The 16,275-nt window shown below is 59.1% G+C and carries 13 protein-coding genes; 10 read left to right on the forward strand and 3 right to left on the reverse strand.

Annotated elements, in window-relative coordinates; translation table 11 throughout:
- Positions 1 to 229: 229 nt before the first annotated feature.
- Positions 230 to 733, forward strand: coding sequence for a YkgB family protein (locus J3Q04_RS11110; protein WP_434559311.1), 504 nt, complete (start codon positions 230 to 232; stop codon positions 731 to 733).
- A 160-nt stretch (positions 734 to 893) separates the two neighbouring features.
- Here J3Q04_RS11110 and J3Q04_RS11115 read toward each other — a convergent pair whose 3' ends face one another.
- On the reverse strand, positions 894 to 1,406 hold the full coding sequence (locus J3Q04_RS11115) for a MarR family winged helix-turn-helix transcriptional regulator (RefSeq protein WP_434606185.1): 513 nt from the start codon (positions 1,404 to 1,406) through the stop codon (positions 894 to 896).
- 188 nt (positions 1,407 to 1,594) lie between these two features.
- Here J3Q04_RS11115 and J3Q04_RS11120 point away from each other — a divergent pair, with 188 nt between their 5' ends.
- Together J3Q04_RS11120 and J3Q04_RS11125 are read left to right on the forward strand one after the other, a co-directional pair.
- Positions 1,595 to 2,407, forward strand: a complete 813-nt coding sequence (locus tag J3Q04_RS11120; protein ID WP_434606183.1) for a DUF1206 domain-containing protein — start codon at positions 1,595 to 1,597, stop codon at positions 2,405 to 2,407.
- Positions 2,408 to 2,435: 28 nt separating this feature from the next.
- Positions 2,436 to 3,680: a cation:proton antiporter gene (locus J3Q04_RS11125; protein WP_434606181.1), complete on the forward strand. Its 1,245-nt coding sequence runs from the start codon at positions 2,436 to 2,438 to the stop codon at positions 3,678 to 3,680.
- 144 nt (positions 3,681 to 3,824) lie between these two features.
- On the opposite strand, the gene J3Q04_RS11130 is transcribed toward J3Q04_RS11125, so the two are convergent.
- Complete coding sequence (locus J3Q04_RS11130; RefSeq protein ID WP_434606180.1) at positions 3,825 to 4,820, reverse strand: lipase family protein; 996 nt, start codon at positions 4,818 to 4,820, stop codon at positions 3,825 to 3,827.
- Positions 4,821 to 5,187: 367 nt separating this feature from the next.
- On the opposite strand from J3Q04_RS11130, the gene J3Q04_RS11135 reads away from it, so the two are divergent.
- Genes J3Q04_RS11135 through qhpG form a run of 4 tightly spaced genes read left to right on the forward strand, consistent with a single transcriptional unit; the run spans position 5,188 to position 10,769 of the window.
- Positions 5,188 to 7,092: a sigma-54-dependent Fis family transcriptional regulator gene (locus J3Q04_RS11135; RefSeq protein WP_434611597.1), complete on the forward strand. Its 1,905-nt coding sequence runs from the start codon at positions 5,188 to 5,190 to the stop codon at positions 7,090 to 7,092.
- Positions 7,092 to 8,810, forward strand: coding sequence for an ABC transporter ATP-binding protein (locus J3Q04_RS11140; RefSeq protein WP_434606178.1), 1,719 nt, complete (start codon positions 7,092 to 7,094; stop codon positions 8,808 to 8,810). Before J3Q04_RS11135 ends, J3Q04_RS11140 begins: the two co-directional genes overlap by 1 nt.
- Entirely contained in the window at positions 8,800 to 9,477 is a 678-nt protein-coding gene (gene qhpE, locus J3Q04_RS11145; RefSeq protein ID WP_434606176.1) for a subtilisin-like serine protease QhpE, read from the forward strand. The genes J3Q04_RS11140 and qhpE overlap by 11 nt, the downstream gene beginning before the upstream one ends.
- Entirely contained in the window at positions 9,474 to 10,769 is a 1,296-nt protein-coding gene (gene qhpG, locus J3Q04_RS11150) for a flavin-dependent monooxygenase QhpG (RefSeq protein ID WP_434606174.1), read from the forward strand. Before qhpE ends, qhpG begins: the two co-directional genes overlap by 4 nt.
- 121 nt (positions 10,770 to 10,890) lie before the next feature.
- Here qhpG and J3Q04_RS11155 read toward each other — a convergent pair whose 3' ends face one another.
- The gene (locus J3Q04_RS11155; protein WP_420763626.1) at positions 10,891 to 12,381 is read right to left on the reverse strand and encodes an aldehyde dehydrogenase family protein; all 1,491 of its coding nucleotides are present in this window, start codon (positions 12,379 to 12,381) and stop codon (positions 10,891 to 10,893) included.
- A 476-nt stretch (positions 12,382 to 12,857) separates the two neighbouring features.
- Between J3Q04_RS11155 and peaA the strand changes: the two genes are divergently transcribed.
- From peaA to qhpC, 3 genes are all read left to right on the forward strand, one after another.
- Complete coding sequence (peaA, locus tag J3Q04_RS11160; protein WP_434606172.1) at positions 12,858 to 14,438, forward strand: quinohemoprotein amine dehydrogenase subunit alpha; 1,581 nt, start codon at positions 12,858 to 12,860, stop codon at positions 14,436 to 14,438.
- An 81-nt stretch (positions 14,439 to 14,519) separates the two neighbouring features.
- Entirely contained in the window at positions 14,520 to 15,950 is a 1,431-nt protein-coding gene (gene peaB, locus J3Q04_RS11165; RefSeq protein WP_434606170.1) for a quinohemoprotein amine dehydrogenase maturation protein, read from the forward strand.
- A gap of 1 nt (position 15,951) precedes the next feature.
- Positions 15,952 to 16,275, forward strand: a complete 324-nt coding sequence (gene qhpC / locus J3Q04_RS11170; protein ID WP_434606168.1) for a quinohemoprotein amine dehydrogenase subunit gamma — start codon at positions 15,952 to 15,954, stop codon at positions 16,273 to 16,275.

The raw sequence follows: 16,275 nt of genomic DNA on the forward strand, positions 1-16,275 counted from the left end.
TACCTTTGTGAGTGCGACCATTGGTGATCGCTGGGATAAAGGTAGATAAAGCGCGGTCGGTGTGAGGCACCGCGTACGCCTTGGCCGTTCAATGGTCCGTACCGGCTTGTAGCCGTAATAAGACCTACAACACGTGCAGAGTCCATAGCGAAATATTATATGCACGGCGCATGCAATTCGCCATTCGATAATATATGCTTCGAGCACATATCAGCAATCGGAGGATGTCATGCAGCACATCACGAGCGTCACCAGCAGCCAGGCTGCTTCCATTTCCAGTGTTTCGAAACTCCAGAAGGTAAGCCGCGCGATTGTCTTATCGGGTGTTGTTCTTCCCCTGCTAATGATTGGTCTGCTTAAGTTCACACAGATTGAGGTGCAGGCACTCATACCCCTTATCAGCGGCACTCCTTGGCTAGCCTGGCTTTATCCAGTTTTTGGCGAAGCCGGTACCTCTTACTTACTGGGTGTAGTCGAGATATTGACTGCACTGCTGCTTATCGCTTCACCCTGGTCTGCTCGAACAGCTATCGCGGGTGGCTTGTTAGCCTCGCTGATCTTCTTCACGACCATTTCCATGCTGTTTGTATTGCCAATCTGGGAGGCGGGATCGGGAGGTTTTCCATGGCTGAACTTCCTAGGCACGTTCCTGATAAAAGACGTTGCGTTGTTAGGCGTGAGCCTGGTGATCCTCACCGAGGGCCTGCAGCGACTGCGCCCAAACTTGGGATAAGCCAGGAGTAGTTGAAGGACTGAGGCGAAGAGGGCGGCAGGAAGATGGATGACGGCAAGACTTGTCGAAGTTCTGATAAATGATTTGCTGCCTTTTTTCTTGAGTAGCGCAGTCAGCAAAAGGGCCTACAAAGGTTGTTCAACCTGCTGGAAAACTGAATTCAGTGATCTTCATCCAGCGCATGTGCGACTGGGCAATTCTTGCAAGCCGTGGGGTCGCACAGTCGGCAAACTGAATAGGCTTGATCGAGATCATGCACCAAGCCGTTAAGTAGTTTTTCGGTTATCCGTTCAAGCACTTCACGCTCATCGGGATCAAGAACTTCCAAAGCACGCGCTATACGTTCATGGCGGACCGCTAGCACCGCAGCACAGTTCGTACTTCCAGCGGCAGTAAGGTGGAGCGCAACGGAGCGACGATCAGCTTCTGCTTGTCTGCGTTCCACTACACCCTGAGTGACAAGCCTATCAACCAGGCGCACAGCTCCAGGATGAGATAACCCTAAGGCTCGCCTCAAACGTTCTATAGACAGGCCTGGCTCGTGACCGAGTAGGGCGATGGCCGCTGCCGCCGGACCCACTTCTGGAGCTTCGTCTTGAGTGCCTTGGTGGATAGAGTCAGAAATCGCCAGCGACAGCGCCCCAACTATGTTTTCTAGTTTCATGTCTTTCATGGGCTAAATATGTGTGCATCGCGCATAGAATGCAAGGTGTTTAGAAGAGGGCCAATGAGGGAGCTACCTGTCGCCCCCGGGGTTAGCGAATGACGCTGCGTAGGTCAGGGCTGCGGTTTTGAATTTAACGATAGAACCCCTTCCAGCCAGACGAGTCTGTTCCTGTACTACTTTCGGGAAAGCAGCCAATGTCAGCGCACCAAAGCCTTATTGTCCTAGCACGCGGAGGGTACGCCGCGCGAGGTGTGATTTACCTCATCATCGGTATCTTCGCATTGCTTGCGGCACAAGATTCGACAAAACCGAAAGATAGCCAGAAAAGCCTGGAAGCCTTATTGGGCCAGCCGTTTGGCTATTTTTTAGTTGGGATCGTCGTGGCGGGTTTGCTCGCATTTTCGGCTTGGCGTGTTCTGCAAGCTACCCGTGATGTCGACCACCACGGCAAAAATCTCAAGGGACTGGTAATTCGCACCGGTCTTTTTGCGGGGGGGTTGGTCAATGGTGCTCTGGCATTTTTTGCGTTAGGCCTACTTGTAAGCGGAGTGGGTAGCTCTGGCAACTCAGGAGAACAGAACACAGATTGGCTGGCGCATCTATTGTCCTGGAAGCATTCCAACCTATTGGTGTATCTGCTTGCTCTCATTCCGCTTGGCGTTGGAATTGCTCACATTTACAAGGGATGGAAGGCATCGTTTGAAAAGTATTTCGAGGCTGACGAAGACGTCATGCGGTACGTCCGCCCGGTGTCTCGGTTTGGCCTGATCGCACGTGGCGTCGTCTTTATAGAGATTGCATTGCTGTTGGCCTTTAGCGGCTCGGCCTATCAAGCCATGGATCCACCCGGTATGAAGGAAGCCCTCGACGCACTTCAGGGTTTGCCCGCTGGATGGTTGGTTTTGATGGTGATGGCCTTCGGATTGATTGCTTTCTCGGCATACAGCTTCTCTGAAGCCTTTTGGCGCAAGATAAATATGGAAGTACCCGGATTGTCGAAAGCGTAGTGCACCGCATCAACAGGGCCATTATCGAATGCTGGATATCGTTGCTGTCTTTGTGAGTATCACGGCGGTTCTTGCCTTCCTCAATCGCCGTTATGTTGGGCTGCCGCCAGCGATTGGTGTCATGGGCATTGCGCTGGGCCTCTCTGTGCTGAATATGGCGTTGGATGCGATGGGTTTTCATGCACTCCACACGCTTGAGCAATCGTTGGTGGAATCGATCGATTTTTCCGAACTGCTCATGCAGGGGATGCTTTCCTTACTACTGTTCGCTGGAGCGTTGCACGTCGATCTTTCGCAGCTGCGTTCTTACCGGTGGCAGGTGGCTTCTCTGGCACTAGTAGGTACAACAGCCTCCACATTGTTGATTGGCTATGGGCTGTGGCTACTTCTGTCACTAACGTCTCTGGAACTTCCCCTTGCCTACTGCCTGGTATTCGGTGCCCTGATTTCTCCCACGGATCCCATAGCGGTCATGGGTATCCTGAAGTCCGCCGGGGCTCCCAAAAGCGTCGAACTGGTGATAGCGGGCGAATCACTGTTCAACGACGGAGTCAGTGTTGTGCTGTTTTCACTCATTGTGGCGATGATAGCCAGTGGCGAAGCACCGTCGGCGTTGGGCGCATCGAAGTTGCTTCTGACAGAGGCCGGTGGCGGCGTGCTTCTAGGCGCAGCCATTGGATATCTAGCCTATTTGATGCTGAAAAGCATCGACAGCTACCAGGAAGAAATCTTGATCACATTGGCTGCGGTGCTAGGTGGGTACGCGCTGGCGAACCATCTTCATGTGTCCGGCCCCCTGGCGATGGTAGTCATCGGGCTTATCGTCGGAAACCAGGGACGATCCTACGCAATGTCCGAGCAGACTGAAAAACATGTGGACATGTTCTGGGAGCTGATAGACGAGATCTTGAACGCCGTTTTGTTCGTACTGATCGGCCTGGAGGTGGTTCTCATCCAGTTCTCGAACTCCCTGATCGTCACCGGGCTGGCGGTAATAGCACTTACCTTGCTGTCTCGATTGCTTACGGTAGGCGTTCCTATTGCTGCGCTTGGAAGACGCTTTCGTTTACCCAGCGGTTCATGGCGCGTTTTGACCTGGGGAGGTTTGCGAGGGGGCATATCGGTAGCCTTGGCGCTGTCACTGCCAGCCGGAGGCGCGCGGGATATTGTCGTTTCACTCACCTACATGGTGGTGATATTTTCAATTTTGATCCAAGGCATGTCTATCGCAAGCGTGGTTAAACGAGTCATCCCATGCGCGGACACTCAGTAACGTCAGTGGGTGCCGTCCGCCTAGGTTCGTGAGTGTTTGCGGGTTGAAAAAAAGCGGGCGACAAAAAGGCGAATTGCAATTCTGTGATTTGCCGAACAGGTGCCGACAATTGCAGGTCGAACACCTGATCGTCGAGGCTGCGCGCTAGCTGCCAGACGGCGCCGGCATCGGAATATCACCCAGCTGCAGCCCCAGCAGCGTCATGTATTCGTAGATGTGCTGGTAGCCCGATTGCGCTTCATAGCTAGGGCACGGGGATTGAAGTTCTCCGCAGAGCCGCAGCTCCATGTTTGCGCCGCCCATGCCCCATTGCGTGTAGTTGGAGTTATTACGGGTGACGGTATCGATATTGGAGCAAACCAGTCCCTTCATTTTTTCATCGATGACATTGGTCGGCTCATAAAGCGTCAAGGAGAAGTCGAGAGAGGTTGCGCACCAGGCCATCGGAACGACATCCAGCGTGTTGTAGATGCGTAGCGCATTGCCGGCCATTTGCTTATTGAAATAGCTTGCAAAAACACCGTCGCCGGCCGTTGGTGCAGCAATTGTTTCGCAATGGAAATTAAAGTTCGAGAATTTATCTTTCAAATAAAGCGCAAGAACCGACATCAAGGCACCGCCGAGGCTATGCCCGACCAACCGGATCGTTGCCCCACTGCGCTGTTCCGCCAGAAAATCGCAAAGTGTGCCCTGGAAACCGATTGTCGATTCCTGACCCAATATCGCCTTTACACCGTCCGCAGTTCCCTGCGCCAGGTGTGCCGGCACCGGGCAGTTCTTGATGAGGCTCTGCAGCGGCACCATTGAAGAAATATCAAGATCATCTATCTGGTCCTTGACCGAATCGGCGAGGGTTCCACTTGTCACCACCACAATGTCGTTTTTGTCCTGCCCGCCGACCAACACCACCGTGATGTGGGCCACATGCTCGCCATCCGGGACCAGGGCGGGTCCCCAGGCTACGTCATAGCCGCCGCCAAACTTGGAGCCGTTAAGGCGCGTAAGAATGTTGTCTTTGACCTGGGTCGGCGAAGGCTTCTTCATGTTTTGCCAATCCGGCGAAGCCAACGCCGCATTGTTCACCACGTACGCGTGGGTAAGATTGATTTGTCTTTGCTCAATTGAGTCTAGCGAAGTCATGACTGCTCCTTGTCTCAGATAATTCAACGGGACCAACGAAAACTCACGCTGCCGTCGATCCTTCTTGGCCAGCAAGACCGAGTGTAGTCGCAGTTTTGGAAGCGACAACTTAATGCGCAGCCTTAGCAGTTCGAACGGTCCTTGATCCGCAAATCCGGAACCGAGGATGAGGTGCAGCTGGTCTTGATATCACCGAACCAGTGCCCTGCGTATTCAATGCGAGGAGGAGCGACCGAGAAGCGAGCACCCCGCCTAGGATCAAGCACAAACGCCGTAAGGCACTTGCCAATGCCCTGACGTTAACGTAAAGATGGCAACAAAGCGCTGAACTCAGAAGGGCGCAGGGCGGACCGATCCGGAGCGCTTGCTGATGCTGATAAAAACAACTCATCCCAAACTTCATCGCGAAGCACGGCTGGCCCGGGAAAAGCTGCACCTCGAAGGCACCGTCCCCGATGGCGTATTGCGTGCGGAAATCGATGCGTCGTGGCGGCGCAGCCTCAGCCATGGCGTGCATTTCAATGCCAAGCAAGAACTGGCGTTGGAGTCGAACGCCAGCCTTGATGTGCTGCTGGAGAGCAATCGCTTGTTGATCGATGCGGCGATGCCGGCCATCGATTATCTGGCCGAACGCCAGGGCAAGGAAGGGCTCATCATCCTCGCCAATTCCGACGCCACCATCCTTGCAGCCGAAGGGCACGCCGACCGTTTCAAAGGCAGTGGCCTGCAAGACATCACGCTGGGGGCTTGCTGGAGCGAAGCGGTGCGCGGCACCAACGCCCTGGGTACCGCACTGGTGGAAGCCCGACCGACGATGATCGATTGCGGCGAACATTACCTTGACCGTCTGACTGATTTTTCCTGCACCTCGGTGCCTATCCATTGCCCGCAGGGCGACATCCTCGGCGTCCTTGACCTGACCCGCGAAGGCCCGCTCGGCCGTGTTCACGACAGCACCGCGTTGCTGACCATGGCCGTCAGCCAGATCGAAAGTCGCGTGTTCAATGCCTGTTACCCGGACCAGATCGTTCTCGCCTTCCACAGCCGTCGACAGTACCTCGAATCCCCTTGGCAGGGCTTGCTCGCGGTGAGTCTCGGGGGTCAGATTCTCGCGGTCAGCGCCCAGGCGTGTCAGTTGCTTCACGCCGAGCGTTCGGCGCTCGTGGGGCGACGCTGTGAAGATTTCCTGGGTGTCGATGGCCTGCAGCTGTTATCGCGTCTGCATCAGGGCGGCGTCGGCAGCCTGCAAACCGCCAAGGGTGAATTTTTCTACAAAGCCCTGCGCGCACCGCAGCGCTCGATCAACGTCAGCACGGTATCGCGCACCCCAGCTAAAAGCGCTAAACCACAACCCGATCTAGAATCCCTGGCCGGCAACAATGCCCGTTATGCCCGGGCGCTGCGCATGGCTCGCCAGGGTCTGGCCAATGAATTACCGGTGTTGCTGCAGGGTGAAACGGGCACCGGTAAGGAAGTCATCGCCCGAGCGTTGCATACGGCTGGAGCGCGCTGCGACAAACCTTTCGTGGCGGTGAACTGCGCGGCAATCCCTGAAGGCCTGATCGAGTCGGAGCTGTTTGGCTATCGCGAGGGTGCCTTTACCGGGTCGCGCCGGGGCGGCATGGTCGGGCGCCTGCAGCAGGCCCATGGCGGCACGTTGTTTCTGGATGAAATCGGCGACATGCCGCTGGCCTTGCAGGCCCGTTTACTCAGGGTATTGCAAGACCGCAAAGTTGCGCCGCTGGGCGCTGGCGAAGAGCAAGACATCGACATCGCGCTGATCTGCGCCACGCATCGCGACCTCAAGCGTCTGGTGGAAGACAAACACTTTCGCGAGGATCTGTTCTACCGAATCAACGGCATCAGCGTGATGCTCCCGGCCCTGCGCGAGCGCGACGACTTCACTGGCCTGGTCGACCGTTTGCTGGCCAAGCTCGATGCGCCGACGGTAGTCCTGCATGACGATTTGAACCGGTTGCTCGGCGGCTATCACTGGCCGGGCAACATCCGCCAGCTGGAAATGGTCCTGCGCACCGCACTGGCCATGCGTGAACCGGGGGAGACTGTGTTAACCCTCGACCATTTGCCCGACAGCACGCTCGATGAGCTCACCGCCGGCGAGCGCCCTCCAAGTGGCAGTATTCGAGAGCATGAACTGGAATTGATTCGTCAGTCCCTGGACACGCACCAAGGTAATGTCTCGGCCGCCGCCGAAGCCCTGGGCATCAGCCGCGCGACCCTGTATCGCAAGCTTAAACAGCTGCGCTCGTGATGCTGCGTTTGATCGTTCGGCTGATCGACAGCCAGAACCCTGCGGCCCAGCAAGCGGCGTTGCGCTGGCTCTACGGCTTCGTGCGTCCGCACCGGCTGGCGATTGCCGGGCTGCTCGGGCTGTCGGCCTGCGCCTCGGCGTTGGTATTGGTGCAACCTTGGCTGACCAAGCTGCTGATCGACGATGGTCTGTTGGCGCGCAACTTTACGATGCTGGTGCTGATCGCCGGGTTGATGATGGCCGCCGGGTTGCTGGGCACGGCACTGTCGGGCGTGAATCGATATCTGCACACGCGATTGTCCGGACGGATTCTGTTTGCCCTGCGCGATGACCTTTATCGGCATTTGCAGACGCTCTCGCCGGGTTTCTACGGCCAGCGGCGAATCGGCGATCTGATGTCGCGCCTCGATGGTGATGTCGCGGAGATCCAGCGTTTCGCCGTGGACTCGCTGTTCTCCGCGGTGTCGAGCGTGATCGGTCTGGTGGTCGCCGTGGCGATGCTGGTGACCTTGTCGTGGAAACTCTCGTTGTTGGCCCTGGTACTGATTCCGATCGACGTGCTCTGGCTACGCTGGATGCGCCGTAAGGTCGAGCGCGATGTCCGGCAGTTGCGCGAGCGTTCGGCGGACATGTCCTCATTCATGGTCGAGACCTTGCCGGTGATGAAGTTCATCCAGTCCGCCGGCCAGCAACGGCGCGAAGCACGGCGCCTGGAAACGTTGGGCCAGGGGTACATGAGCCAGCTCTTGCGCTTGCAAGTGACTGAGTTCTTCACACAGGCGGTGCCCGGCACCCTGACGTCGTTGTCGCGGGCCTGTGTATTTTTGATTGGCGGTTACTGGGTGGTGCAAGGGACTTGGCAGTTGGGCGCGCTGATCGCGTTTTCGACCTATCTGGGAATGGCGGTGGGCCCGGTCCAGAGCCTGCTGGGGCTCTATGTCGCGGTTCAGCGGATGACCGTGAGCCTTGGGCGGGTCATGGAACTGCGCGGTGAAGAGCCAACCGTCCTCACTCCGGTTACACCCCAACCGATGCCGGTTTCTGGCGATTTGCGTTTCGACAACGTGCACTTCAGCCATCCCGGCCGCGCGACGACCCTGCGTGGCGTAGAAGCGCAAATTCCCTACGGTTTGAAAGTCGCCTTGAGCGGCGGCTCCGGTGTCGGTAAATCAACCCTGATCGATTTGCTGCAACGGCACCATGATCCGCAATCCGGCCGGGTTTTGCTGGGGGAGGTCGATCTGCGGGAACTGGACCTGTTCCAGCTGCGTCGGCGCATTGCCGTGGTCAGTCAGGACATCGTGCTGTTTCGCGGCAGCCTTGCGGACAACCTGGCCTATGCCGTCCCGGACGCCAGCCGCCAGGCCATCGCCGAAGTGGCGCGGCTGGCTCAGCTCGATAGCCTCATCGAGTCACTGCCCGAAGGTCTCGACAGCCCTTTGGGCGAGCGTGGCCAACAGTTGTCCGGCGGACAGAAACAGCGCATCGCCATCGCCAGGGCGCTGTTGCAGGATCCGTTGATCCTGGTGCTGGACGAAGCGACGTCGGCGGTCGACGAAGCCACCGAGCGCGAAGTGATCGAGGCCATCGATCGGCTGTTCGCCGGGCGCACGCGGATTCTGATCAGCCATCGTCCGTCGACCCTGGCCGATGCCGATCTGCGCTTTGAACTGCTGGATGGCGTGCTCACGTCAAAATCGGTGCAGCATGAAACCTGAGCTGCGGATTGGGGTGGTGGACAGCGGTCATTCAGTCGCGCAACGAGTGCGGGTGATTGCCGGTCGACGGTTCTCGCTGCTGGAGGATGGACTGGCCGAAAGCGATTTACGCGACGATCCGCTGGGTCATGGCAGCGCGGTAATCGAGGCCATCGGCCGACGAGCGCCGGCGGCGGTTTTTTGCATCGCCCAGGTGTTCGACCAGCGAGGCATCACCAGCGCCTTGCAGATCGCTGCCGCTATCGATTGGCAGGTGGCGCAGGACGTGCGGGTGATCAACCTGAGCCTCGGTCTTCGGCAGGATCGCAGCCTGTTGCGTGAGGCCTGTGCCGCGGCGGTGGCGCGGGGTGTTTTGCTGTGTGCGTCCAGCCCGGCCCAAGGCGAAGGGGTGTTCCCAGCGAATTATCCGCAAGTGCTACGGGTGACCGGCGATGCGCGTTGTACCGAACAGCAATGGTCGTGGCTCGACAGCGCCCAGGCAGATTTCGCCGCGTGTGTTCACGGCACCCACCCGGGGCAGTCGGGTGCAAGCCTGGGCTGTGCGGCATTGAGCGGACACATTGCGAGTTTTCTCGTTGAAAATCCCGAGGCGAGCGACGCGCAAATTGTCGAATGGCTGCAAAGAAACGCCTGTTATCACGGCCCTGAACGGCGCGTCGGCCCATGAAGCCGATTGTGATTCTCGGCGCGGGGCCTGCGGGGGCTGCGGTGGCCCTGGGGCTGCGGCGGCTCGGCTACCCCGTAACGCTGGTCAGCGAGTGGCGGCGCTTCGCGGCGCTGGAAGGGGTTTCGGCACGGGTGCTGGATGCGTTGCGGGGCGCGGGGCTGCATCAGGCGTTGACGGACGCGGCGCAGCCTTCCCAACGGCAGGTGTCCTGGAACGGTCAGCGGCATGCGCAGAACATTGAGTTTTTGCTGGACCGTCCGAGCTTCGATCGAGGCTTGCGCGAGGATTTGCGGCTGGCCGGCGTCGAGTTGATCGACGGCCGAGTGCTGACGGTGCAGTCGCACGCTTCGGGGCATCGAATCGAACTGCAAGGGCGCGAAGCGCTGCTCGCGGATTTTCTGGTGGACGCTCGCGGACGTCAGGCACCGGCCCTTGGCAAAGGCCTGCGGGGGCCGGAGACGGTCAGTTTGCTCAATCGCTGGCGAGGCGCGCCGGGTACCACCGCCAGTGCCGTGGAAAGCCTTGGGGACGGCTGGGCCTGGATGGCGCGTCGGGCTGACGGCCAGTGTTACTGGCAATGGACGGTGGACGTGGCCAGTGCCGGGTTGCCGGGTAAGGCGCTGCTGCTCGATCACTGCCGTCAGCGCCGCCAGGATTCGCCATTGGCCCGGGAGTTTTTCGGGAGTGAACCGGAAACCGGACTGCATTTGCATGCCCGCAGCAGCACGGCGATTTTGTGTCCCCACGTCTGTGGCGATAACTGGATTCGGATAGGGGACGCGGCCATGGCGGTCGATCCACTGTCGGGTAATGGCATTTTTCAGTCGTTGTCTTCGGCGTTGCAGGCGCCTGCGGTGGTCAACACGCTGTTGCGCAAACCTGAGCGGGCGTTGCTGGCGCAGCGTTTTCATCAGCGGCGGGTCGAGCAGCTGTTTTTGCGTTTTGCGCGCATCGGCCGGGATTTTTATGCCGATGAGCAGCGTTGGCCGGACCAGCCGTTCTGGCTGGCGCGGCGTCAGTGGCCGGATGCTGAAGTCGCCCACGCCGAGGTGGATTACGCCACGTTGAGGGTTGAGCGGGCACCGGTATTGCGCGATGGCTTCGTGGAGGAGGCCGAGGTGGTGATCACGGCGGATCAGCCGCTCGGTATCTGGCATCTGCAAGGCGTGGAGTTGGCACCCTTGGTGCGACGGTTGCGCAGCGAGCCAGCCGAGCGTGTGTTGGAGGGGTTGACGGTGGAGCAGGGGAGGATGGTTCGGAGCTGGTTGTCGGGGCAGGGGTTCAAGCCCTGACATTGGGCTGCCTGGGCTGGCCTATCGCGAGCAAGCTCGCTCCCACAATGGTTTTGCGTCGACCGAATATCCACTGTGGGAGCGAGCCTGCTCGCGATAGCGGTCTAAAGAACGCCGCCAATCACAACTTGATCAACACCGACTTCAACTCGGTGTAATGCTCGATCGCCGCATACCCCATTTCACGCCCGACCCCCGACATCTTGTAGCCGCCAAACGGCAATGCCGGGTCCAGGGCGCTGTGGCAGTTGACCCACACCGAGCCCGACTTGATCCGCGGAATCATCCGGTGCACCGCCGCCAAGTCATTCGACCAGATACTCGCCCCAAGGCCATAAGGGCTGTCATTGGCCAGGCGCAGCGCATCGGCTTCGTCATCGAACGGAATCGCCACCAGCACCGGGCCGAAGATTTCCTCTTGTACCAATGAATGCCGCTGATCGACATCCACAATCACCGTGGGCTTGACGAAGAAGCCTGGGCCGAATTGCTCACCGCCGCAAGCGATGGTCGCGCCGCTTTCCCGACCTTTTTCGATGTAACCATAAACCCGCTCCTGTTGACGTGCGGAAATGAGCGGGCCCATTGCGACACTGGGGTCCAGGCCATTGCCCAGTTTCATCGCATTGGCGATGTCGGCGATGTCCGCCACCACATTGTCGAAATGCTTGCGTTGCACATACAGCCGGGACCCGGCGCAGCAGACCTGGCCCTGGTTGAAGAAGATCGCGCTGGCGGCGCCCGCTGCGGCGGTCTTCAGGTCGGCGTCGGCCATCACAATGGTTGGGGATTTGCCGCCCAGCTCCAAGGTGACCCGGGTCATGGATTCCATGGCGATCTTGCCGATCTGCTTGCCCACGGCGGTGGAGCCGGTGAACGTCAGCTTGTCCACCAACGGGTTATGAGTCAGGGCGGAGCCCGCCGTGACACCGGTGCCGGTGACCACATTGAACACGCCTTCGGGGTAACCGGCTTCCAGCACCAGTTCGGCGAGCTTCAGCGCGGTCAACGGTGTTTCGTCGGCAGGTTTGAGCACGACGGTGCAACCGGTGGCCAGGGCCGGACCGAGTTTCCAGCAAGCCAGCAGCAGCGGGAAATTCCAGGCGACGATGGCCCCGACCACGCCCACCGCTTCGCGACGAATGAAACTGTGAAATTGATCGTTGGGCATCAGCGGCAGCGACACGTCAACGCTGGAACCTTCGATCTTGGTGGCCCAACCGGCCATGTAGCGCAGGAAATCGATAGACAGCTGCACGTCCATCACTTGCGCCACCGCCGCGCTCTTACCGTTGTTCAGGCATTCGAGTTGCGCCAGCAGTTCGGCGTCGCGCTGCATCAGATCGGCGAGTTTCCACAGCAGGTTCTGCCGTTCCCGAGGGCGGGTGCGGGTCCAGGCCGAATCGTCGAACGCCTGACGGGCGGCGAGCACTGCACGGTCGACATCCTCGGGCGTGGCCCGTGGCACCACGCATAACACTTCGCCCGTGGCCGGGTTGTGCAGGGGCATGGTCTGGCCGTCCGCGGCCTCGACCCAGTCGCCGCCGATGAGCATGCGTGGGGCGCGTTGGACGAAGGCCGAGGTGGCGGGAAGCAGATTAGGCAGGGGCATGATGAGACCTCTTGTTGTGCGTGAGAACGTGGATCTCTCCAAGGTTGGCAATGGCTGTGCCAAGTACCGGGAACGGGCCAAGGCCCCTTGTTGGCGGGGGTTGAGCGATAAAAGGAGAAAATGGCACCCAGTGGTTTTGTCGCAAATCGCGACATCGGTGAGACGGCGAGCCATTGCGTGTGTACTTGAACATTGCCGCTGGCCATGAAGTATTCCAGCCGGGGGCACCTATGCTTGTCTCAGACTGCAACGGCTGTCGCGATATAAGACGCAGGTCATCTCGTTCTGATGCGTAGAAAAGCCAAGATATTCCTATAACTCATTGATTTAAATGCTGTTCGTTAAGCTGGCACGCTCCGTGTATTGCTCATCGCAGACGTTTCTCTTGCCTCCGTCAGCGGCTTGTCGCCGACGGCAGAAACCATAAAAACGATAAGCCACAAAAATAAGAAAGCACCGTGGGAGGTTCGACGTTGATGAAGAGAAAACTCCGATCAGGCCTGAGCGCCAGTCTGTTGACCGTGGCGGCCTGTGTAGCGCTGCATTCGCCTTACAGCCTGGCAGCTCGCGACGCCCAGACCATCCTCAGGGAAACCTGTCAGGGCTGTCACATCCCCGAAGCCGATAACGCCCTGAGCCGTATCAGCCACCAGCGCAAAACGCCGGAAGGCTGGCTGATGAGTATTGCCCGGATGCAGGTCATGCATGGTGTGCAGATCAGCGATGACGATCGCCGGACCCTCGTCAAATACCTGGCTGACACCCAAGGCCTGGCGCCCAGTGAGACCGATGGTGTGCGTTATGCCTTGGAGCGACGGCTCAATACCGTCGAGAAGTTCGACGACCAGACCAGCCAGATGTGTGGCCGCTGTCACTCCGGTGCGCGGGTTGCCCTGCAGCGTCGACCTGCCCAGGAATGGGAGCGCCTGGTGAACTTCCACCTCGGCCAATGGCCGTCCCTCGAATACCAGGCCCTGTCCCGCGACCGCGATTGGTTCGATCTGGCCCGCAAAGAGATGGTGCCGCTGCTGGCCAAGCGTTATTCGCTGGACAACCCGGCCTGGAAGAAATGGGTGGAAAGCGCGCCGAAAGCCGAGGCGCTGGTCGGCGACTGGAGCTTCAGCGGGCACCTGCCGGGTAAAGGCGAACTGGCTGGCGTCATGAGCGTGACTGCCGATGGCAGCGACACGTTCAAGGTCAACGTCAAAGGTCAGTATGCCGACGGCAGCCCGTTCAACGGCGATGGCAGTGCGATTCTCTACACCGGTTACGAATGGCGCGGCAACGTGACCATCGATGGCGTAGTCATGCGTCAGGTGTTCGCCGCCCAGGGCAACGCCATGCAGGGTCGGATGTTCGAGGCCGAGCACGACGAGCGGGGCCTGGACTTTGTCGCCGCCAAACAGGGCTCCAAGCGTTTGCTGGCCGTGCAGCCGGGGTATCTGAAGGCGGGCAGCGAAACCGAAGTTACCCTGATCGGCAGCGGCCTGACCGGCAAACCGGATTTTGGTAAAGGCGTGGAAGTGGTTCAGGTGCTTGAGCAAAGTCCGGAGCGCCTGCGAGTCAAGATCAAGGCCGCTGCCAATGCGCAACCGGGCCTGCGCAACGTCGCGCTCGGCACGCTGAAAGGCCCGACACTGTCGGTCTATAGCAAGATCGCTGAAGTCAAAGTCGTGCCCGAATTCTCGGTGGCGCGGATCGGCGAGGGCGGTGGTTCGACGCCAAAAGTCCAGGGCCGTTTCGATGCCGAAGCCTGGGGCAAGGGCGCTGACGGCAAGCCCTATCGCATCGGCGTATTCCCTGCGCAATGGAAGGTCGAGGCTTTCGATGACCGTGCCAAAGAGGATGAAGACGTCAAGTTTGCCGGCACCATGCAGGCCGATACCGGTGTGTTCACCCCAGGCGATGCCGGGCCGAACCCGCAGCGCAAGATGTCCACCAACAATGCCGGCAATCTCAAGGTGATCGCCGCCGTCGACGACGCAGGGAAATCCCTGACCGGCGAAGGCCACATGATCGTCACCGTGCAACGCTGGAACAATCCACCCATTCCATAAGTTGGCTGTTTGTAGCGGTTCCAGACACTTTTCGGAATGACCGCAGGCCTCGTGAATCGGGGCTTGCACAGGAGGTTTGCAATGGGCGCTATTTTGAATCTGGTCGAACGCAATCTGCACGAAGTGCATGTCGACGCCGACCGCATGCTGTTCCACATTCCCAGCAGCTCGCTGTTCGCCAGCGATGAGCTGACGGGCACCATCATCGACACCTTGCGCGGTCCCGGCTGTTCATCGGACGACCTGATCCAACGCTTGGCCGCACGCTTCAACGGCGAAGAAATCACCGAAACCCTGCGTGAGCTGATCTCCCTGGAACTGGTCAGCGACGGCTCACCGCTGTCGCCGGACATCGGTACCAAACGGGTGGAGCGCACCGCAATCAATACCGTGGTGCTCAACGTCAACACGGGCTGCAATCTGAGCTGCACCTACTGCTACAAAGAAGACCTCGACAAGCCCTCGGCGGGCAAGAAGATGGACGTCGAAACGGCGGTCGCTTCGGTAGAAATGCTGCTGCGCGAATCCCCCGATGAAGAGCGTTTTACTGTGGTGTTCTTCGGGGGAGAGCCGCTGAGCAACCGCAAGCTGATCGAGTACATGGTCGACTACTGTGAAAAGCGGTTTGCCGAGGCGGGCAAGTTCGTCGAGTTCGTCATGACCACCAACGCCACGTTGCTCACCGAAGACACCGTGGACTACCTCAACGCCCATCGCTTCGGGCTCTCGGTGAGTATCGACGGGCCGAAGACCGTGCATGATCGCAATCGCATCACGGTGGGTGGGCAGGGCACGTATGACGTGGTGCGGCGCAAGGCCGAGATGCTGTTGTCGCGTTACAACAGCCGTCCAGTGGGCGCGCGGGTGACCCTGACCACTGGCGTTACCGATGTAGAGACCATCTGGGACCACCTGTTCAACGAACTGGGATTTGCCGAGGTCGGTTTTGCTCCGGTGACGTCCGGTGATATCAGCAGCTTCAACCTTTCCAGCGACGAACTGATCGAGGTCTTCGCCAACATGAAAAAGCTCGGTCGTCGTTACCTGGAAGCGGCACTGGAGCACCGCAACATCGGGTTCTCCAACCTGCACCAGTTGATCACCGACATCCATGAGGGCCACAAGAAAGCCCTGCCGTGCGGCGCGGGCCTGAAGATGCTGGCGGTGGATCACAAGGGCGAATTGAACCTGTGCCACCGCTTTACCGGTTCGAGCCTGCCGACGTTCGGCAACGTTCACAGCGGGGTGAAACAGGTCGAGTTGAATGACTTCCTGTCCCAGCGGCTCGACCGTACCAATACTGGCTGTGAAGACTGCCAGATCCGCAATCTCTGCTCCGGCGGCTGCTACCACGAGAGCTACGCCCGATACGGCGACCCGACTCATCCGACCTACCACTACTGCGAACTGATGCGTGACTGGGTCGACTTCGGCATCGAGGTCTACACCCGGATCATGGCTCACAACCCTGCGTTTATCAGCAGTTACATCACTCCGCGCAAGGCTCACTGATATGAAACATCTCAAGGCAATCAACAACAAAGCCCAGAAACTCGATCAGGCCGCGGCCGAGAACCGAATCGAAGAAGTGGTGGCGATGAGCTCCGTCGCCGGCTGCGCCTCGACCACCGATCCTGGTTGGGAAATCGACGCGTTCGGCGGCGTGTCGTCGCTGTGCCAGCCGATGGAAGCCGACCTGTATGATTGCTCCGACCCCTGCTGGTGGCCGGCCCAGGTGCCGGACATGATGAGCACCTATCCGGACTGGAACAAGGATGCCCAGGCGTCCAACGAAAACTGGCGCAACCTCGGCACCGTTTTTCCTAAAGACAAGTGA

The organism is Pseudomonas sp. D4-21, from assembly GCF_051132125.1.
Taxonomy (GTDB): domain Bacteria; phylum Pseudomonadota; class Gammaproteobacteria; order Pseudomonadales; family Pseudomonadaceae; genus Aquipseudomonas.